Raw genomic sequence first — 18941 nt, 5'->3', positions numbered from 1 at the left:
TTGCGCCCACACCCGGCGCGATTGATGCGATGGCTGCAATGACTGACGACGACACTTCCTGCGACGACACCGCAGCGCCTCCTGCGCACGAGGCCGTGGCGCCACCGCCGTTATTCATTCTCGGTGTCGGTGCCGATGGTCTGGATGCCACCCGCCTGGCCGAACTGCTCGACGCGGTCACCGGCGCGCCCAATCTGGTCATCATGCTGTTGCTGCGCGATCGTCATCTGCTGGACGAGCCGCGCCTGCGCGAGTTGCTCGGCCCGCAATCCAGCCTGCTGCTGGCGCCCGAGGATGGCGATGCGCTGCATCCCGGGCGCATTTACCTGCCGCCCAGCCAGACCCTGGTGACCCTGGAAGAAGGCCGGCTGCGGCTGCGCCCCCTGGAGGAGGCCAGCGATCACGGCTTGATCGACAGTTTCTTCGTTTCGATGGCGCACGACCAGGACGGCAACGTGATCGGCCTGATCATGGGCCGCTTCGATGGCGACGGCACCCTGGGCACCGCCGCCATCAAGGAATGCGGCGGTCTGGCGCTGGCGGTGGACGACCCGTCGTTACATGGCATGGATCTGCGCAGTGCCGGCAACCCGGCCGCCATCAGCGACGACATCCTGCCGCTGCCGCGCGTGGCCGCACGCATCGCGGCGCATATGCAACGCCACCATCGCTTCGGTCATCCGGCACCGGTGGGCGTGCGCAACGGCAGCGAGAACGATCAGCTCAGCCAGGTCGCCAGCATCCTGCGCAACGCCACCGGCCACGATTTCCACGGCTACAAGCGCGCCACCTTCCTGCGCCGCGTGCAGCGACGCATGCAGGTGGTGCAGGTGGACACGCTGGAGCAGTATCTGGAGCAGCTGCGCAGCCGCTTCGACGAACCGCTGCTGCTGTTCAACGATCTGCTGATCGGCGTGACCCAGTTCTTCCGCGACCGCCGCGAGTTCGAGTTTCTGGAGCAGCAGGTGATTCCGCGCCTGTTCCAGGGCAAGCAGCCGGGCGATCACCTGCGGGTGTGGGTGCTGGGCTGCTCCACCGGCGAAGAGGCCTATTCGTTGGCGATGCTGTTGCGCGAGCACGCGCAGACGCTGGACGTGGCGCCACGCATCCAGATCTTCGCCAGCGACATCGACGGGCGGGCGTTGGCCATCGCACGGGTGGGGCGTTATTCGTCCAGCATCGTCGCCGACGTGGGGCCGGAGCGCCTGCAGCGCTGGTTCGTCAAGGAGGGCGATACCTATGTGGTGAGCAAGCAGCTGCGCGAGCTATGCGTGTTCTCGCAGCACAGCATCGTCAAGGACCCGCCGTTCTCGCGGCTGGATCTGGTGTCGTGCCGCAATCTGCTGATCTACCTGGATGCCGAGCTGCAGAACCGGGTGATCCCGGTGTTTCACTTCGCCCTCAAACCCGGCGGCTATCTGTTCCTGGGCAACGCCGAAAACGTCTCGCGGCATGCAAAGTTGTTCGCACCGGTGGAGCGCAGCTTCCGCGTGTTCCAGAAGATCGATGCCGACAGCCGCATGCATGCGACCTTCCCGTCGTCTTCGCTCGGACTCGACGGCCATGCACCGGCGGCCAACCGCCAGCAGCGCAGTGTCAGCAATGCGCTGGTGCGCGCCGGCGAGCGCATCGCCGATCGCTATGCCCCGGCCTATGCGGTGCTGGACGAGCATTTCGACGTGCTGCATTTCTCCTCGCAGGCCGGGCGTTTCATCCGTCCCGGCGGCGGCGCGCCCAGCCTCAACCTGCTCAACCTGGTTCACCGCGACCTGCGCCTGGAGTTGCGCAGCGCGCTCAGCCGTGCCGAAGCGGACATGACGCCGGTGCAGGCCAGGGGCATCCAGATGCACGAGGACGCGGCGACCCTGGCGGTGGACCTGTTCGTGGAGCCGACCTCCGATTCGGACGTGCCGCGCGGCTATGTGGTGTTGTTCCAGGAAGTGGAAGCGCGTGAACTGGCCGAGCTGGCGCCGCCGAAAGATACCGTGTCCGACAATGCGCACGTGCAGGCGCTGGAGAACGAGCTGCGCATGACCCGCGAGCGGCTGCAGTCGATGATCGAGGAGCTGGAGAGCACCAACGAGGAGCTCAAGTCCTCCAACGAGGAGTACCAGTCGCTCAACGAAGAACTGCAGAGCGCCAACGAAGAGCTGGAAACCTCCAAGGAAGAACTGCAGTCGGTCAACGAGGAGGTCACCACGGTCAATGGCGAGCTGGCTCACCGCGTGCAGGAACTTGCGCATGCCAACAGCGACCTGAAGAACCTGCTGGAAAGCACCCAGATCGCCACCGTGTTCCTGGACAACGAGCTGCGCGTCACCAACTTCACTCCCGCGGTCACCGACATCCTGCCGCTGGTGGAAAGCGACATCCACCGGCCGATCAGCAACATCAAGCTGCACGTGGCCTACGACGAGCTGCAGGACGACGTGCGCCGGGTGATCCGCACGCTGGCGGTGCTGGACCGCGAGGTGGAAAACCCCGCCACCCGTGCGCGCTACATGGTGCGCGTGCTGCCGTACCGCACGGTCAACAACTTCATCGGCGGTGCAGTGTTGACCTTCATGGACGTCACTCCGCTGACGCGCGCCGAGCGCGCGTTGCGCAGCAGCGAGCAGCGCCTGCGCACCTTGATGGAAGGCATTCCGCAACTGGTGTGGCGCTCGCTCGATGGCGGCCGCTGGACCTGGTCCAGCCCGCAATGGTCCAGCTACACCGGCCAACGCGATGGCGAGAGCCTGGAACTGGGCTGGCTGCAGGCGGTGCACCCGGACGAGCGCGAGCTGACACTGAATGCCTGGCACGACAGTACGCGTACCGGCGGGCTGGATGTGGAGCATCGCCTGTTCAACGCAGCTGAAGACGGCTACCGCTGGTTCCATACGCGCAGTGCGCCGGTGCTGGACGAGCGCGGCCAGGTGCTGGAATGGCTGGGAACCTCGACCGAATCAGACAATCTGCGCCGCCTGCAGGACGAGCAGCGCGTGCTGGTCAGCGAATTGCAGCACCGCACCCGCAACCTGATCACCGTGGTGCAGTCGGTTGCCAAGCAGACCGTCCAGACCAGCCACAGCATGCCGGAATTCGCCGGCAGGTTCGACGACCGGCTCTCTGCGTTGTCGCGTGTGCAAGGGCTGTTGTCGCAGTCGGACAACGTACCCACCACCATCGGTGCGCTGCTGCGGATGGAGCTGGATGCGCTCGGTGCCGAGCCCGACCAACAGCGCATCGTGGTGGAAGGCCCGGACGTGGCGCTGCGCAAGTCCACCGTGCAGACGCTGGCGCTGGCGCTGCACGAACTGGCAACCAATGCGCTCAAGTACGGGGCGCTGGCGGTGGAGACCGGTACGCTGTCGGTGCGCTGGGACGTGGTGTCCGCCAACGACGCCTCCGCGCGTCTGGTGCTGTCGTGGATCGAAGAAGGCGCCAGCCAGCAGCGACGCGACGACCGCGACCAGGCCGGCGGATTCGGCCGCCGTCTGATCGAAAAGGCGCTGCCGTACAGCCATGGCGCACAGACGCGTTACGAGCTCAGCGATACACGCCTGGAATGCGAGATCCAGTTGCCGTTGACCTCGCTGCACGACCGCTAGACACCTGCACGCGCGCGTGCAGTCCGTGCGCACTCTGGCGGGCGCTGCCATGCCGATGTGCGAAATGCTGAGCATCCCGACGCGCCCCTCACGGAAAATCCTGCGCGTGCGTGCAGATGTTGCGACGGATTCGCACCTCGCGACGGTGCCGATGCCACGGCCGTCATGCAAGACCATTGCAGTGCATCGTTGCGCGGCATCCCAAAAACTTGGCGCGTATTGTGCGTAGCTCCTGCTGTCATCAAGATGCACAGTGGAGTAAACATGATTACGCGCATTCTTCAGTTGTCGGGCCGCGTTGCGAGCAATGCCTGGGTCGAGATCGGTGTCGGTGCCGATGCCGACATTCTGGTTGCCGACCGTGGCGGCAAACGCGAGGAGCGTGCAACCTTCGGTCGACGTGCTCCGGGACAGCAGCGCTCGATCAATACCCAGGAGCCGGAGTGGCTGGGGCGCGTGGACCTCGCCATCTGGGAAACCCAGCGCTGCCTGATCCCGCTGTGTGGCTTTGTCTGCGCCGCATCGGCTGATGGCGCCACGTCGGCGACCTGGTTGAGTCAGGACGGTGGCGCGCTGTACGCCGCGGGCCTGCGCAATGTCATGGATATCGGTGGCCGCCTGCAGATGGGGTTCTCGTTACTGGTCGCTTCCTCGACCAGCCTGCCGACACAGCGCCCGTTATGCGTCGAAGGCGATGCCACGCAATGGCTACAGGTCAGTGGCGAGGAGGCCATGCGTCATCTACTGCCATGGCGGCTGGAGCGTTGCGCCACTGCGGCAGGCGTGCGGCCGGAGTGGGCCAGCGAAGCGCATGCCCAGCAGGCCGCGCCGGTGTGAGAGGCGTGGGCACGCAGTGACACCAGGAGGCCCGTCGGGCCTCTTTTCTTTTCAGCCGTCCGGTAACCTTGCGCATTCCTCGGCATCTTGTATGAGCCACCCGTGTTGCACGGGCGTCGCAGACCACACTCAGACGTTGTCACGATAGCCACCGCAAGACGACCAACTGCATGCAGCCTGCTGCCCACAGTAGGGTGCGCATTAAAAAGCCCGGGTCGCGAACGACCCGGGCCAGTCTCGGCAACTGCTAGCGCTGAAGATCAGCGTTGGATATCGCCGGTGGTGGAGCCGGCACCCGGGCCTGCGCCCAGGTCTGCACCGGTCACCCGATCCAGTTCTGGATTGGACAGCAGGCGCAGCGACATTGCATCCAATGCCTCGGTCTGGGTCGCATCCAGCGCAACCGTTGCCGAACCATCGCCACCGTCGACTGCGGACTGCAGCTCACGGTCTGCCACCACGTCCCACTGCTCGCCGGCATTCCACGGGCCGACCGTATCGCCTTCGCCCTGCGACATGTTGTAGTAGATGTCGGTAAAGCGTGGGTCGCCCGGCAGCTTGCCCGGCGGGAAGTTCGGCTCGATCGAGTACAACGCCTTCTCGAACGACTTCTGGTGCGCCACTTCGCGCGTCATCAGGAAGCGCAGCGCATCCACGATGCCCGGATCATCGGTGACGGTGATCAGGCGCTCATAGACCAGCTTGGCGCGTGCTTCGGCAGCGATGTTGGAGCGCATGTCCGAGGTCGGGCAACCGATCGAATCGACATAGGCCGATGTCCACGGCACGCCACTGGAGTTGACCAGCGCCGGGCCACCACCGTACAGGATCTGCTGGGTGTGGCTGGTGCTGTTCTGGGTCATGGAGCGCATCTCCATCGCCTCTTCCATGCCTTCGGACAACACGGCCTTCGGGCCCTTGTTGAGCATGGCAATGATCGAGCCGATGATTTCCAGGTGGCTCAGTTCTTCGGTGGCGATATCGAACAACAGATCCTTGCGGCCCGGATCGTCTTCGCCCAATGCCTGGGTGAAATACTGCATTGCTGCAGCAAGTTCGCCCTGCGGTCCGCCGAACTGCTCGAGCATCAACGTGGCCAGATCCGGATTGGGTTCGGCAACGCGAACGGTGTACATCAGACGCTTGTTATGCATAAACATGGATCGTATTTCCTGGCTGGCGCCCGGCGACAACTGCAACGCGGCATGCGCGCAGAAACCTGAGGCTGGCTACGGGTGGGGGTTGCCCGCGGGATGCGGACACACGCAGGCGGCAGCGCCGCCCGCGCGATGCATCAGGCCGCTTTGCTGGCCTTGGATGCCTTTTGATTGCCGCCTTGCTCGGCGAGCAGGGTCAGCTTTTCATCGGTGGCCTTTTCTTCTTCCAGCGTCGACAGCAGCAAGCTCACCGCATCGGTGTAGCCGAGCTGCTTTGCAATCGCAGCGATGGTGCCGTACGAGGCGATCTCGTAATGCTCCACCTTCTGTGCGCCGCCGATCAGTGCCGCATCGCGTACCGGACCTTCTTCGATCTCGTCGATCACCTCGCGGCTTTCCTCGACCAAGCCTTCCATCGCAGCACATTTGATGCGCTTGAGCTTGATGCCAAGCAGTTCGACGATCTGGTCGATGCGTTCGATCTGGCCCTGGGTTTCTTCCAGGTGCAGCTTGAACGCTTCCACCAGCTTGGGTTCGGTGGCCGCACGTGCCAGACGCGGCAGCGATTTTGTCAACTGCTTTTCTGCGCTGTAGATGTCCGACAGCTCGTGGACGAAAAGCTCTTCAATTGTCTTGATCGCCATGGGCGGCTCCTTTGGATGGATAGGTGGATAAACAGTGCGGTGCAGCGTGTGTGCGTCTTGCCTTCAATTGCGTGCGAGCCAGTTGCGTCATCACTTCGGCATCGCATTGCCTGGCCTCACGCCAAGCCTGCAATGCAGCGTTGTTGTCGTGCTTGCTCACGCTGTCTCGCATGGTCGCTACGCTAATCGTCGGCGTGTTAGCGCGATCGGTGGATGCGGTGATGCCGAGGCGATAACGACCTGTGCCGTGAGTGGCGCGGTGATGATGCGCATGTACTTGATTCGCCAGCGCCGAGCCGTGGCCATTGCACTGCAAGCGACCGAGGTTGATGCCGGCTCCTCGAGATGCGTGCGCACAAGGCACACCGCGGCCTTGCATGCGGCACCGGTGCGCCTGTGCCGATGTCGATGCCATTGCGCGGATGTCGATACGGACGCGCAGCGATTGCATCGGCACCGCGCGGCATGCACGACGGGGAATGCACGCCGTTGCAGGCTGATGCGCTACAACCGATGGCTCGTTCTTGCCCCTGGAGTTGCCATGACGCCGTTGGACAAACCGTTACGCCGTGAGCTACAGATCGGCGAGCAGGCCTATACCTTGATCATCGACCCGCAGGGCCTGAAGCTAGTCGAAAAAGGCCGACGCAAAGGCGTGGCCTTGCGGTGGGACGAGCTGGTCAGCGGCGATGCCGCACTGGCCCGCGCGCTGCAGGCCTCGCTTGGCGAGTCCTGAGCGCAACGCGCGGGAAAACCGATTCAGCGCGCAGGAAACAAGCGTGCCAGCTCGCGGACCGCTGCTGCGGACGCGGCGTGATCCGGCGTGGCATCGGGGTTGTTGAAATCGTGGGCACCTTGCGACTGCACCAGCAAACCATCGCGACGCGGCACCACATTGAGATTGTGGCCGCGCCAGACCAACCCGTAGGTCACTTCCGGTTGCGGAATCAGGCGTGCGGTCTGCCCACGTACCGGGATGACGCTGTCGTCGCCAAGCAATGCGCGCGCGCCATAGCCGGTGGCATTGACCAGGATCTTCTCGCGCAGCTGGCCGAACTGGCGCGGATGCTCGAAGTTGCGCGTGTACAGCTCGCCGCCGGCCTGCAGGAAGTCGTCCATCAGCAGGCGCGCATAGGCGCTGAGGTTGAAGGTGAGCTGGCTGTAGCGGCGCACGAACGGCACCGGAAACGGATGACTGCCGGGCGCAACCGGTTGCGAGCGTGGGCCGAGATCGTCGAGCAGGTCGCGCTCCAGTGGCGGGTAGTCCGGCTCATGCGCTTCGGCCGATGCGCTCGGTTGATCGAACGGCACATCCGACAACGCATAGCCATCGCGCCATTCGATCGGCTCGCCCGGCAGGCCCAGCAGGGTCTGGTAGCGGCGAAACGAGATGCGCGCCATCTCTTCCCAGCGGGTTTTGAAATCCGCGCTGGCGTGTTCGCTGGTGCACACGCGTGAGTCCGGCGACCACACGCCGGTGGCGTAGAACGAGCGCACGTCCGGCAGGCGCTCGCGCGCATAGATGCGCACGCGCAGGCCCGCGCGTTGCGCCACCAGCGCGGTGGTCAGCCCGATCGCGCCGCAGCCGATCACCGCCAGCTCGCGCGCATCCGCATCGGCGGCACGCACCAGCCGCAGCGCATGCTCGGCCGCGCCCCACGACAGCGACCACCCGCTGCCGCCATGTCCGTAGTTGTGCACCACCGTCTTGCGGCCGATGCGCTCGGCCTCGATCCGCGGCCCTTGTGCACGGAACGGACGGGTGCAGCCGTTGATCGCGATGATGCGATCGACCGCCGCACGGATCGGCGCCAGCGGCGGCGCTGCGGCGAACTGGTCGGGCGAGGCGCCCGGCGGCATGGCGGGTAGCGGCGAAGACGGCGCAGCGGCCGCCTTGCCGGTCGCGGCCCAGCTCCCGCTGGAAGCGGCCGCGAGCGCGAGACCGGCGCTGTGCAGGAAATGACGACGGTGCATGCGGCTCCTGAGCGATGTAGAGAAGGTGATTGGGATAACGGTGCCCGCGCGGCCGGCCACGCGTAGCGCGCGCGGTGCAGTATCGGTAAACGCCAGGCCCTGCGCTGCGCGCCAGCGACCGGCACCGCAGAGTCGCCGGTCGCGCACGCCGAGCATACCGCGCGCATCTGTGCCTGCCACCGCCGACTAGGCCGGTTTCGCACCGCGATCCGGGCAATTGAGGCCGCGCCGGCGGCCATTCGTCGCCCGGGGCTTTCGCCCGATCGCTTGCCGGCTATGCTCGCCGCGTCCCAACCCAACGAGTCGTCACCGTGTCTGCCAGCGTCTTCCTGATCGTGCGTATCGTGTTCGCCTGGGCCGCCGCATTGGTGGTGGCGGGGATCATGTGGGCGCAGTTGTTCGGCTCCACGGGCGCGTTCTTCGGGTTGATCTGCGTGGTGCTGCTGACATTGGCCCTGATGAGTGCGATCACGCATGTACGGCGGGTGCGCCTGATCGCCGGGCGGCTGGATCACGACACCTTGTCGACCCGCCAGCGCCGCCAGATCGAGGTGCCGCTGGACGTGCAGGCCAGCTTCGCTGTGGTCGAAGAGGCCGTGCGCGCGTTGCCGCGCGTGCAGGACATCGAATGCGCGCCCGGCAGCCTGCTGATCCGCGCCAAGGTGCGCCGCATCGACCCTTACGAAGGACGCCAGCCCTCGCGCTGGAACCTGTTCGCGCGTTTTGCGATCAAGCGCAATCAGGTACTGGTGACGATCACGCCGGGGCAGGGCACCAGCAGCGTCACCGTGCTGTGCGAGCCCGACGCCGGCGCCTGGGTGGACCTGTTCGCGGTGGACGAAGGCAGCAATTACGAGAACGCCGAGGCGATCAATCGCGCGGTGGTGCGCCGGGTCGGCGAGCAACGTCGCGACGAGCAGGCCGCGGCCGAGCAATCGGTGATGGAAAAGGAACTGGCGGTGGCCCGCCTGAACCTGCTGCATGCCCAGGTCGAGCCGCACTTTCTCTACAACACGCTGGCCAGCGCACAGGTGCTGGCACGCACCGACCCGCCGCGCGCGGAGATCATGATCGGGCACCTGATCCAGTACCTGCGCAGCTCGCTGCCCAGCGCCGACGGGGCCATCTCCACCCTGGGCGAGGAACTCGAACGCACCCAGGCCTATCTGGAAATCCTGCGCATCCGCATGGGCACGCGGCTGGCCCTGCAGGTGGAGGTGCCGTACGAGCTGCGCGCGCTGCAACTGCCGTCGATGATGCTGCAGACCCTGGTGGAGAACGCGATCAAGCACGGGCTGGAACCCAAGCCCGGCGGCGGCACGATATGGATCCTGGCGCGTCGCGTCGACGACCACGCCACGCTGACCGTGGCCGACGATGGCCAGGGCTTCGGCACCCACACCCAAGGCACCGGCATCGGCCTGAAGAACCTGCGCGAGCGGCTACAGTTGATCTACGCCGGCAAGGCGAGCTTTGCCATCGTGTCCAATTTCCCCAGCGGTGTGGCCGCCACCATCAGCCTGCCGCTGCCGGCGCAGATGACCGCCACACGCATGCCGCCGCCCTTGCGCGGCGCGCACAGCTCCACCGCGCAGGTGCAGGCATGAGCGCGCTGCGTGCGGTGATCGCCGAAGACGAAGCGTTGCTGCGGCAGTCCCTGCTCGCGCTGCTGGCCGAGGTGTGCCCGCAGCTGCAGGTGGTGGGCGAATGCGAAGACGGCGCCAGCGCGCTGGAGACCATCGCCACCCAGCAGCCGGATGTGGTGTTTCTGGATATCCGCATGCCCGGGCTCACCGGCATCGAGGTGGCGGGTGCGCTGCGCGAGGTCAGCCCGCGTACCCAGGTGGTGTTCGTCACTGCCTACGACCAGTACGCCATCGATGCGTTCGAACACGGCGCGGTGGACTACCTGCTCAAGCCGATCAGCCGCGAGCGCCTGCAGGCCACCTGGCAGCGCGTGCAGCAGCGCGCCGCCGCCGGTCAGCCGGATGGCCAACTGCTGGAGACCTTGCTGAAGCGCCTGTCCGCACGCCCTGCTGCCCCCAGCGTCGCGCCGCCACTGGCCTGGCTCACCGCCAGCAGCGGCCGCGAGACGCGCCTGATCGCGCTGGACGAGGTGGCGTATTTCCAGGCCGACCAGAAATACACCACGGTGATGACCGCCGCCGGCGAGGCGATCCTGCGCACGCCGCTGCGCGAGTTGCTCGACGTGCTGGACCCGCAGGTGTTCAAGCAGATCCACCGCTCCACCATCGTCAACATGAAGGCGGTCGCTTCGGTGGTGCGCGAGGACACCGGCAAGGGCCGCCTGGCGCTGCGCGGGCGCAGCGAAACGCTCACCGTCAGCCAGCCCTTCATGAGCCTGTTCCGCGGCATGTAGTTCCCCCGATCGCATCGACTGAAAGGATTGCTGATATGCGCCTGATCGCCTCCCTCGTGTATTGCCTGCTTGCGTTGGCCGGTTGCCACGACCGTAACGGCACCACCTCCATCACCCGCGCCACCAGCAATGGCCAGGACGTGATCTTCAGCAAGACCCTGGCCACCGCCACCGATCTCAATGTGCATTGCCTGGCCAGCAGCAGCGGTCGCTGCCATTACCTGGTGTACGAGGAACACTGCGCCGCGCCTGCTGCGGGCAACACCACGGGCACGCCGGCCTGCGCACGCAGGACGCTGGACAGCTTTGCGCTGACACCGGGGCAGGTGCGCGAACTGCGCGGCATTCCGCGTCAGGCGCATACCTGTGTGGATACCAGCGCGCCCAGCGCCGACTGCCATGGCTGAGCGGGCCTTGCAGTCCTGGCTCGGCGAAAACATGTTTCAACTATGTAGCAAGCCATGCTGCAACCGGACGCAAGCCTGAATACGCACTGACGATCCGCGGCCGCTTCTGCGATCATTGCGGGCTTGTTGCCGGTTCACGGCGTCCTCACTGCCAGGCTTCTCATGTCCGAACAATCGCTACGCCGCGACGTTGGCCCCTTCGCCCTCATGCTCACCGGCCTGGGCTCGATCATCGGTTCCGGCTGGCTGTTCGGTGCCTGGCGCGCCGCCGGCCTGGCCGGCCCCGGTGCGATCTGGGCCTGGATTCTGGGTGCGGCGATCATCACCACCATCGCGCTGTCCTACGCGGAACTGGGCGCGATGTTCCCCGAGTCCGGCGGCATGGTGCGCTACAGCCATTACTCGCACGGCTCGCTGGTGGGCTTCATCGCCGGCTGGGCCAACTGGATCGCGATCGTGTCGGTGATCCCGGTCGAGGCCGAGGCCTCGGTGCAGTACATGGCCTCCTGGCCATGGGCCTGGGCGCAGGGACTGTATGTGCAGGCACCCGGTGGGGCCGGGGAGTTGTCGGTGCCCGGCCTGCTGATCTCGGCGGTGCTGGTGCTGGTGTATTTCTTCCTCAATTTCTGGAGCGTCAAGCTGTTCGCGCGCTCCAATACGCTGATCACCGTGTTCAAGCTGGTGGTGCCGGCGGCGACCGGCGTGGCCTTGATCGCCAGCGGCTTCCACAGCGAAAACTTCAGCGTCGGCATCCACGGCGATGCGCACGTGATCGACCTGGCCGCGGTGCTCACCGCGGTGGCCACCGCCGGCATCGTCTTCAGCTTCAACGGCTTCCAGAGCCCGGTGAACCTGGCCGGTGAAGCGCGCAACCCGGGCCGCAGCATTCCGTTCGCGGTGCTGGGCTCGATCGCGCTGGCCACGGTGGTCTACGTGATCCTGCAGGTGGCCTATATCGGCGCGGTACCGCCGGACCTGCTGGCCAAGGCCGGTTGGCACGGCATCGATTTCCGCTCGCCGTTCGCCGAGCTGGCCATCATCGTCAACCTGCATTGGCTGGCGATGCTGCTGTACATCGATGCATTCGTCAGCCCCAGCGGTACCGGCATCACCTATACCGCCACCACCGCGCGCATGGTCTACGGCATGGAAAAGAACGGCACCATGCCCTCGGTGCTGGGCAAGCTGCACCCGGTCTGGGGCGTGCCGCGCATGGCGATGTTCTTCAACCTGGCGGTGTCGTTCGTGTTCCTGTTCTTCTTCCGCGGCTGGGGCACGCTGGCAGCGGTGATCTCGGTGGCGACCATCATTTCCTACCTCACCGGCCCGATCAGCGCGATGGCGCTACGTCGGCACGCGCCGGAGCTGCATCGCCCGCTGCGCATCGCCGCGCTGCCGGTGCTGGCCGGCGTGGCCTTCGTGATGGCGACCGAGCTGCTGTACTGGGCGCGCTGGCCGCTGACCGGCGAGATCATCCTGCTGATGGTCGTGGCGCTGCCGGTGTACTGCTACTACCAGGCCAAGCAGGGCTGGCCGGATCTTGGGCGCAACCTCAAGGGCGCGGCCTGGATGATCTGCTACCTGCCGACGATCGCGCTGCTGTCCTGGGCCGGCAGCAGCGACTTCGGCGGCCATGGCTATCTCAGCTACGGCACCGATCTTGCGGTAGTGGCTGCAGTCGGCGCGGTGTTCTACATCTGGGGCGTGCGCAGCGGTTGGCGTACGCCGTCGGTGGAGAAGGCCGTCGCGCAGGCGTGAGCGCCTGATCGCTGATGACGTATCGAGCAGGCGCCTGTCTCCGAGCGTCGCAAACAGGAACGGCCGGTGCACTGCACCGGCCGTTTTTTTGTTGGTCGCCATGCACGCGATGGAGTGCAGCGATTGGCCCCGCCTGGCAGCGCACGCCGTGTTGCGATCGGATAGCGGGCGCATCAATCAGGACGTTTCGCCCGACGCGCGGCCCTGCCGATGCCTTGCGGCAACCACCGCATCCATCGCCACACCGCTACGCCAGCGTCCCCGCCGCCGCGCTGTGGGGAGCGGTATTGGCCACCAGCCGCGGGGCACCATCAAAGCGGTCCAGATCACGCAACAATTCGGTGTAGCGACGCAGCCGCCCCATCTCGCGCATGTTGACGATGTCCTCGTGGCGCAATTCGCGCCTGGAACTGACCTCCTGCTTGTAGCGCAGCACTTCCGGATAACGGCGTGTCATGTCCAGCGCATCGGCCACGCATTCGACCGAGTCGGCATCCGGGGTGACCCGTGCGCGGCTGTTGAAGGCGCGCAGCCAGCGTTCGAAACCGGCGCTGTGGTCGAACAGATCGGCGATGTACCACATGACGAACAGGATCGAGGCCCACGAGGTAAAGATGATCACCACGCGGCTGAAGGTGAGGTGGTAGTCGTTCTGCCACAGCTGGTGGGTGATCACGCCCAGCAGCACCAGCGAGATCGCCTGCCAGCCGATGATCGAGGCGATCACCCACTGTTTCTTGGCCACCTTGAGCAGATTGAGCTCCTGGTCGAGCTGTTCGTCGGTCTTTTCGCGCCAGTGCGCGACCTGCTCGTCGAAGGAGAGCCGATGGAGTGCGTTGTCCTGCAATAGCAGGCCCAAACCCTGGAACAAAGCGATCATGACAAGCTCCTGACGGATGGCTGGTACGAACGACTTGCTGCACCCGGCAACGCGCCGGTGCCCTGGAGCGACCGGGCAGCGGCTGGCAGTGATGCTGGCCGGTGCGCGGACGGCCTAGTTCTAGCACTTTCGCCGTGCTTGGCAATGCCTGCTATGCGCCGAAGGCCAGCCAATCCTGCGCACCGGCGCACAAATCGCGGTATTCAGGCGCTTTGCAGCGTTTGCCGGGCGATTGCAGCTGCGGTGCGCCGCCATTCTTGTTGCACTGCACACTCGCGCCTGCGTGATTGCATCCGTGGCGGTTGCGACCGGCGCGACCCAGTCCGGTGTACAGATCGCGTGAACGCCGCGCAAGCACGCATGCCGCGCAAGGTCCCGCGACAGGCGGGCAAGCACCCGTCGAGACGGTCGGTGCGCATGGAGACGAACAGCGCACACGCCGCCGCCTTTCACCAATCCCAAATCCCAGATCCCCAATCCCAGCCCCTCAGCACCACGACGCGGTCTTGCAGCCGCCTAGGTATCCTTGCGCGCATGTCAGCCGTCCTGCGTACCCTCACTGCTCCCGCCGCCAGGCAGATCCATCGCTGGGTGCTGGGCGCGTTTCCGCGTGGCCAGAGCACCATCGACTACGACCAGCCACTCGGGGATCCCGGCATCTTCGGGCCCGACAGCGTCACCTGGCGCGTGCATTCCGAATTCCCCGGCATGTTGTCCGGCGGACTGTGCGCATTGATGCTGCAACTGCTGCATCCACGCGCGCTGGCCGGGGTCTACGACCATTCCAACTTCCGCGCCGATTTGATCGGGCGGTTGCGGCGCACCACAAACTTCGTCGCCGGCACCACCTACGCTCCGCGCGCCGAAGCCGAGCAATTGATCGCCCGCGTGCGCAGCATCCATTCGCATATCCACGGCCACACCGCCGACGGCGTGCCTTACGACGCCAACGACCCGCAGTTGCTGACCTGGGTGCACGTCACCGAAGCCTACGGTTTTTTGCAGGGCTGCCGACGTTATTGCCGCGACGTGCCGGCGCACATCGCCGATCGTTACTACGACGAAGCGCGCCGCGTCGCCGAAGCGCTGGGCGCCACCGATGTGCCCGCCAGCGAGGCGCAGGTCGATGCGTATTTCGCCACCGTGCGCGGGCAATTGCGCATGGACACGCGCTCGCGCGAGGTGCTCGACATCCTCACCAGCATCCAGTTGCCGGTGCCGGCGGCCGGTCTGTCGCGCGGGGTGTTCCTCGGTGCCGGTACCGCCCTGTTGCCGGGCTGGGCCAGCGACATGCTCGGCCGCACCACCACGCAGCGCGCACAGGCACATGCGTCGGCGCGGCTGCTGCGCAGCCTGTCGCCCTTGTTCCGCATCGCGCTACGCGACGGGCTGTCCGCACGCGCCTGCCGCCGCATGCAGCTGCCGCAGACGATGTTGCTGGAGTGGCCTGTCGGCGTTGATTCCACGCGTGGCACGATGGCGGACTAGCTACTGCTGACAGGAAGCAGCGCGCGGCTGTCGACCATGCCTGGAAAGTGCACGGGAACTAGTCGCGTTCGAGCATGGCGAGGCCAAATCCGCTGCGGCCGTAGTCGTTACCGTTATAGAGCATATAGCGCTGACCATCGTGGTCGAAAACGAATGGGTACTCGATCATCTCCGAGTCCCATCCGGCTTCCGACGGCGAAATACCGGCGCGTGCATCGAGCCGCTGCCAGCGCACTCCATCCACGGATTCGGCATAGCCAATACGGTACGCTTGCCCACGGTAGGAGTACCACATGCGCCAACGATCCGGATCTTGTATGACAGATGGGCGGGAGATTGCATATTCCTGCGCGTCGACGAAATCGATGGCGACCGTGCCATCGCGGTTCCAGTGGATCCCATCTAGCGATTCGGCGTATTTGATGTGATAACGATGCACCGGCTTTCCATTGCGCAGCTCCCAACCGGTGCAGGACAGGTACCACATGCGCCAAAGATCCGTCCCTGGAATCACACAGCAGCTCGCACAAAAATGCGGCTCGTCCGGCGAACGATCGACAATTGGACCTGGGCGGTAACGAGTAAACAGGTTTTTTTCAGCTGGAGACATCGCCAGACCGATCGCATTGCGGAACGGCACTGTCACGCCAAGGTTCCAGCCTATGTAATACAGGTAGCGACGCTCGCCTTGCTCGGCGAGCCAGGTTGCCATTGCACCGCTGTCGTCGAATTCTCCCAATTGCCCGGGAAGCAGGACCGGCTCCGAGGCGATCTCAAGCACATCCTGCGGCCTGCGGATGTCGATCACTATCCAGCTGGTCACACTGCGATTGTGTTGATCACGGCTGCTGAAATAGATGCGATAAAGATCTGCTCCGATGCGCTCTGCAATCGGTACCGCAGCATGCGAAACAAGCCAGGGGCGTTGTCCGTTTGCCTCGAAGACCAAGCCTAGTTTTTTCCAGCGTTCTGGCATGAAGCGACTTCTCTGTCGAGGTATGACTTGTTATGTCGCATGGACCCTTACCGGTTCCGCAGAACCGGCGGGCACAAGCTACGCTACAGATACGCTCAGGCCAACGCGCGCTGCAAGGCTTCGATGACACGATCCTGTTGCATTTCGCTCAGGCCCGTCCATAGCGGAAGCCTCAGCAGCCGTTCGGCCTGGCGCTCTGTTACCGGAAGGTCGCCTGCCGCGTGACCATGGCGTCGACCTGCTGGAGACGTGTGCAGCGGGACATAGTGGAACACGCAACCGATACCCTGCGCCTTGAGCGTTTCCATAACCCGCTGACGTTCACTTCCATCCTCCAGAAGCACGTAATACATATGTGCGTTGTGCTGGCAGTCGTCCGGAATGATCGGACGTCTTAATGCGCCGGTCTGTTCGAGTGGTTGCAGGGCCTGATGATAGCGCTGCCAGGTCTTCAACCTTCCCTGGGTGATGCGTTCTGCTTCTTCCAATTGCGCCCATAGAAATGCCGCAGTGAGTTCACCTGGCAGGAACGAGGATCCCAGCTCTTGCCAGGTGTATTTATCGATCTCGCCCCGGAAGAAGCGGCTGCGATCTGTACCTTTTTCGCGAATGACCTCGGCTCGTTGCGCAAGCTCCGGATCACGTACCAACAGCGCTCCTCCTTCTCCGCAGATTACGTTTTTGGTCTCATGAAAGCTGTATGCGCCTATGTGGCCAAGCGCACCCAATGGGCTGCCTTTGTAGCTCGCCATAACGCCTTGCGCAGCATCCTCGACGACGTGCAACCCATGTCGTTCGGCAATGTCCAGGATGCTGTCCATTGCACATGCGACGCCGGCGTAATGGACCGGCACGATGGCACGCGTACGCGGGGTGATCGCCTGCTCCACCAGGGTCTCGTCCAGATTCAAGGTGTCTTCGCGAATGTCCACAAACACCGCCACACCGCCGCGTAGCGCGAACGCATTGGCGGTCGAGACAAATGTGTACGACGGCATGATGATCTCATCGCCCGGCTGGATATCCAGCAATAAGGCAGCGATCTCCAGTGCTGCGGTGCAGGAGTGCGTCAGAAGTGCACGGTAACCGGTGCGTGCTTCCAGCCATCCGTGGCAGCGCCGGGTGAACGGACCATCTCCGGCGAGCCGACCATTGAAGTGCGATTCTGCGATGTAATACAGCTCCTTCCCCGTCATGTGCGGCCAGTTGAAGGGAATCGTGTCGGTCGTCATGCGGCGAATCCGTAGGTTGAAGACATAGGTTGTGATCGGGATGAGCGACGTGCTCGGCTCAGTGCTGGATGCAGCGTCGCCTGGTTGCGTGGAGATTGGCTGATTGCCAGTTCTGCAATACCAGTGGTGTTCCGTGCAGGCGCTCCCGGCAATAGACATCCAGTAAATCGAATAGCTGGTCATTGCCGAACAAGGTGAGCCCGACTGGCTGTTTGAACTGGGTTATCAGGCCGCGCCCCGCACGTGTCTGGCTGGCAGCGACAGAATTGGGAACAAGTGTGAAGGCCCCTAGCGAATAGAGACTATAACTGTGACTTGCGGGAGCCTGGCCTAGCACCGGATAGGCTGCCTCCAGCGGAAAGGTGCTTCCCCAACTGGCAACCGATCCATGCGGTAGCTCACGCAGGTTCTGACGCATCAACATGTCTTGCTCGCGCGTCGCTCGTGATGCGGCGACTGCATTGACGGCGGCCACTCCGGCCGCGGTAAGAAGCAAGGCCGCGATGATGCGGGAGCCTCGGTTCGACGTCGACTGGGCCAGCAGCGGAGCGATCAACAGCAGGGAAAGTACTGGCACATAGACGCGAATGACGCCGGGTCGACCGATAAACCCTAGAGCGAACAGCGCGCCGATGCACATGAGCCAGGCAAGTCCGACACGCATGTTTGGCCTGAGTAACGCCAACACCACTGCGGGAATGAGCAGCGGCAACAAGACCGGGTGCAGCAGGGTTTGTAGTCCTTTCCAGCCAGATTGCAGGCCGCCATCGCGCACAAGGACAAATCCAGCGTCGGCAAGCATGGACGTCAGCGCATCGGGATTGGCCAGTGCCGGATCGACAAAGAACCAACGCGAGATCAGGGTAAGATCATTGCTGGAATAACCGTACCGGGCAAGCAGTTCCGGCCGCTGTAGTAGCGACTGCGCCGCACCAAAGTCCGTATACGGAGCGCGGCTCAAATTGAGCTCACGAAAAGCTTGCCAGTCGACAGTCTGATATGCATGCCAATCCAGCCATCCGGCGATCAGCATTGACAACGCAAGCGTACCCAACGCAACCCAGTGGGTGTCGATTCGTGCCAGGGCCCTGCGACGGTGCAGCAACCTGGGGCTACCGCGCGAAGATTGCGGGATGAACCAACCGACTAGAGGAAACGCTACCGCCAGTACCAGCAGCAACTCCTGGCTACGAACCAGGTAGCTGAAAAACAACAGCACTACACCGCACCAGAGAGCATAGAGACTGCGCTGACGCGCATGGACGGCAAGACAAACCAATCCCGCGACGGCAAGTAGGCCCGCATTGACAGTGAACTGCGGAAATAATACCGGCCGCACCAACAGCAGCAGTACTGCAGCCATTGCGGTCAGCCAGTGACTGCCGAGGCGCATGAGTCCATGCAGAATGACTGCGCCGACCAGTACCAGAACGCCCAGGGTAGCGATCGAATAACCATCAACGCCCGCGATGCTAGGTAGCGCGCGTACCAAATAACCCCAGACCACATTGGAGAAGACGATATTCGGGCTGCCGCTTGCCGCGATACCATATCCGTGCGCAAGCATGGACATGCCTACGTCATCGTTCGTTTCCCAGCGCGGCGGCCAGCATAG

At 64.4% G+C, this 18941-nt stretch carries 16 protein-coding genes; 8 read left to right on the top strand and 8 right to left on the bottom strand.

Annotation, left to right across the window (positions count from 1 at the left end; genetic code table 11):
- Positions 1 to 38: 38 nt before the first annotated feature.
- On the top strand, positions 39 to 3593 hold the full coding sequence (locus tag ABQY74_RS17635; RefSeq protein ID WP_349792518.1) for a CheR family methyltransferase: 3555 nt from the start codon (positions 39 to 41) through the stop codon (positions 3591 to 3593).
- A gap of 264 nt (positions 3594 to 3857) precedes the next feature.
- Positions 3858 to 4430 (top strand): hypothetical protein, encoded by a 573-nt coding sequence (locus ABQY74_RS17630; RefSeq protein ID WP_104574617.1) that lies wholly within the window; start codon positions 3858 to 3860, stop codon positions 4428 to 4430.
- Positions 4431 to 4690: 260 nt separating this feature from the next.
- Here ABQY74_RS17630 and ABQY74_RS17625 read toward each other — a convergent pair whose 3' ends face one another.
- The 3 genes from ABQY74_RS17625 to ABQY74_RS17615 all read right to left on the bottom strand — a co-directional run bounded on the left by ABQY74_RS17625 (position 4691) and on the right by ABQY74_RS17615 (position 6682).
- Positions 4691 to 5590 (bottom strand): manganese catalase family protein, encoded by a 900-nt coding sequence (locus ABQY74_RS17625; protein ID WP_024938472.1) that lies wholly within the window; start codon positions 5588 to 5590, stop codon positions 4691 to 4693.
- Between the two features lie 134 nt (positions 5591 to 5724).
- Entirely contained in the window at positions 5725 to 6231 is a 507-nt protein-coding gene (locus tag ABQY74_RS17620; RefSeq protein ID WP_016900918.1) for a ferritin-like domain-containing protein, read from the bottom strand.
- Positions 6212 to 6682, bottom strand: coding sequence for a hypothetical protein (locus tag ABQY74_RS17615; protein WP_349792516.1), 471 nt, complete (start codon positions 6680 to 6682; stop codon positions 6212 to 6214). Before ABQY74_RS17615 ends, ABQY74_RS17620 begins: the two co-directional genes overlap by 20 nt.
- A gap of 90 nt (positions 6683 to 6772) precedes the next feature.
- Here ABQY74_RS17615 and ABQY74_RS17610 point away from each other — a divergent pair, with 90 nt between their 5' ends.
- Positions 6773 to 6967 (top strand): hypothetical protein, encoded by a 195-nt coding sequence (locus ABQY74_RS17610; RefSeq protein ID WP_039816086.1) that lies wholly within the window; start codon positions 6773 to 6775, stop codon positions 6965 to 6967.
- Between the two features lie 23 nt (positions 6968 to 6990).
- On the opposite strand, the gene ABQY74_RS17605 is transcribed toward ABQY74_RS17610, so the two are convergent.
- Positions 6991 to 8205 carry an FAD-dependent oxidoreductase gene (locus tag ABQY74_RS17605; RefSeq protein WP_024938470.1) on the bottom strand — a complete coding sequence of 405 codons (1215 nt, stop codon included), beginning with the start codon at positions 8203 to 8205 and terminating at the stop codon, positions 6991 to 6993.
- A 311-nt stretch (positions 8206 to 8516) separates the two neighbouring features.
- Between ABQY74_RS17605 and ABQY74_RS17600 the strand changes: the two genes are divergently transcribed.
- From ABQY74_RS17600 to ABQY74_RS17585, 4 genes are all read left to right on the top strand, one after another.
- Entirely contained in the window at positions 8517 to 9812 is a 1296-nt protein-coding gene (locus tag ABQY74_RS17600; RefSeq protein WP_349792514.1) for a histidine kinase, read from the top strand.
- On the top strand, positions 9809 to 10585 hold the full coding sequence (locus ABQY74_RS17595; protein WP_039518725.1) for a LytTR family DNA-binding domain-containing protein: 777 nt from the start codon (positions 9809 to 9811) through the stop codon (positions 10583 to 10585). Before ABQY74_RS17600 ends, ABQY74_RS17595 begins: the two co-directional genes overlap by 4 nt.
- Positions 10586 to 10620: 35 nt before the next feature.
- Positions 10621 to 10992 (top strand): hypothetical protein, encoded by a 372-nt coding sequence (locus ABQY74_RS17590; RefSeq protein ID WP_024940773.1) that lies wholly within the window; start codon positions 10621 to 10623, stop codon positions 10990 to 10992.
- A gap of 162 nt (positions 10993 to 11154) precedes the next feature.
- On the top strand, positions 11155 to 12750 hold the full coding sequence (locus ABQY74_RS17585) for an APC family permease (protein WP_024940772.1): 1596 nt from the start codon (positions 11155 to 11157) through the stop codon (positions 12748 to 12750).
- A gap of 247 nt (positions 12751 to 12997) precedes the next feature.
- On the opposite strand, the gene ABQY74_RS17580 is transcribed toward ABQY74_RS17585, so the two are convergent.
- Complete coding sequence (locus ABQY74_RS17580; protein ID WP_024940771.1) at positions 12998 to 13630, bottom strand: hypothetical protein; 633 nt, start codon at positions 13628 to 13630, stop codon at positions 12998 to 13000.
- Between the two features lie 534 nt (positions 13631 to 14164).
- Here ABQY74_RS17580 and ABQY74_RS17575 point away from each other — a divergent pair.
- Positions 14165 to 15118 (top strand): oxygenase MpaB family protein, encoded by a 954-nt coding sequence (locus ABQY74_RS17575; RefSeq protein ID WP_104555169.1) that lies wholly within the window; start codon positions 14165 to 14167, stop codon positions 15116 to 15118.
- A gap of 58 nt (positions 15119 to 15176) precedes the next feature.
- Here the strand turns inward: ABQY74_RS17575 and ABQY74_RS17570 are convergent, their stop codons facing one another.
- The 3 genes from ABQY74_RS17570 to ABQY74_RS17560 all read right to left on the bottom strand — a co-directional run bounded on the left by ABQY74_RS17570 (position 15177) and on the right by ABQY74_RS17560 (position 18899).
- Positions 15177 to 16094: a hypothetical protein gene (locus ABQY74_RS17570; RefSeq protein ID WP_104555170.1), complete on the bottom strand. Its 918-nt coding sequence runs from the start codon at positions 16092 to 16094 to the stop codon at positions 15177 to 15179.
- Between the two features lie 95 nt (positions 16095 to 16189).
- Entirely contained in the window at positions 16190 to 17326 is a 1137-nt protein-coding gene (rffA, locus tag ABQY74_RS17565) for a dTDP-4-amino-4,6-dideoxygalactose transaminase (RefSeq protein WP_104555171.1), read from the bottom strand.
- A 58-nt stretch (positions 17327 to 17384) separates the two neighbouring features.
- On the bottom strand, positions 17385 to 18899 hold the full coding sequence (locus ABQY74_RS17560) for a hypothetical protein (protein WP_349792510.1): 1515 nt from the start codon (positions 18897 to 18899) through the stop codon (positions 17385 to 17387).
- Positions 18900 to 18941 lie beyond the last annotated feature (42 nt).

The organism is Xanthomonas sp. WHRI 7064 (assembly GCF_040202355.2).
GTDB classification, from domain to species: domain Bacteria; phylum Pseudomonadota; class Gammaproteobacteria; order Xanthomonadales; family Xanthomonadaceae; genus Xanthomonas; species Xanthomonas arboricola.
Note: the sequence above shows the minus strand (reverse complement) of the source record. Positions and strands in the feature narration are given on the sequence as shown.

Excerpts from the sequence above, each read along its gene's own strand:
- ABQY74_RS17570 (WP_104555170.1), bottom strand. The coding sequence starts at position 16,094 with ATGCCAGAACGCTGGAAAAAACTAGGCTTGGTCTTCGAGGCAAACGGA.
- ABQY74_RS17580 (WP_024940771.1), bottom strand. The coding sequence starts at position 13,630 with ATGATCGCTTTGTTCCAGGGTTTGGGCCTGCTATTGCAGGACAACGCA.
- ABQY74_RS17620 (WP_016900918.1), bottom strand. The coding sequence starts at position 6,231 with ATGGCGATCAAGACAATTGAAGAGCTTTTCGTCCACGAGCTGTCGGAC.
- ABQY74_RS17560 (WP_349792510.1), bottom strand. The coding sequence starts at position 18,899 with ATGTCCATGCTTGCGCACGGATATGGTATCGCGGCAAGCGGCAGCCCG.
- ABQY74_RS17585 (WP_024940772.1), top strand. The coding sequence starts at position 11,155 with ATGTCCGAACAATCGCTACGCCGCGACGTTGGCCCCTTCGCCCTCATG.
- ABQY74_RS17625 (WP_024938472.1), bottom strand. The coding sequence starts at position 5,590 with ATGTTTATGCATAACAAGCGTCTGATGTACACCGTTCGCGTTGCCGAA.
- ABQY74_RS17610 (WP_039816086.1), top strand. The coding sequence starts at position 6,773 with ATGACGCCGTTGGACAAACCGTTACGCCGTGAGCTACAGATCGGCGAG.
- ABQY74_RS17615 (WP_349792516.1), bottom strand. The coding sequence starts at position 6,682 with ATGCAATCGCTGCGCGTCCGTATCGACATCCGCGCAATGGCATCGACA.
- ABQY74_RS17605 (WP_024938470.1), bottom strand. The coding sequence starts at position 8,205 with ATGCACCGTCGTCATTTCCTGCACAGCGCCGGTCTCGCGCTCGCGGCC.
- ABQY74_RS17595 (WP_039518725.1), top strand. The coding sequence starts at position 9,809 with ATGAGCGCGCTGCGTGCGGTGATCGCCGAAGACGAAGCGTTGCTGCGG.
- ABQY74_RS17635 (WP_349792518.1), top strand. The coding sequence starts at position 39 with ATGACTGACGACGACACTTCCTGCGACGACACCGCAGCGCCTCCTGCG.
- rffA (WP_104555171.1), bottom strand. The coding sequence starts at position 17,326 with ATGACGACCGACACGATTCCCTTCAACTGGCCGCACATGACGGGGAAG.
- ABQY74_RS17575 (WP_104555169.1), top strand. The coding sequence starts at position 14,165 with ATGTCAGCCGTCCTGCGTACCCTCACTGCTCCCGCCGCCAGGCAGATC.
- ABQY74_RS17590 (WP_024940773.1), top strand. The coding sequence starts at position 10,621 with ATGCGCCTGATCGCCTCCCTCGTGTATTGCCTGCTTGCGTTGGCCGGT.
- ABQY74_RS17630 (WP_104574617.1), top strand. The coding sequence starts at position 3,858 with ATGATTACGCGCATTCTTCAGTTGTCGGGCCGCGTTGCGAGCAATGCC.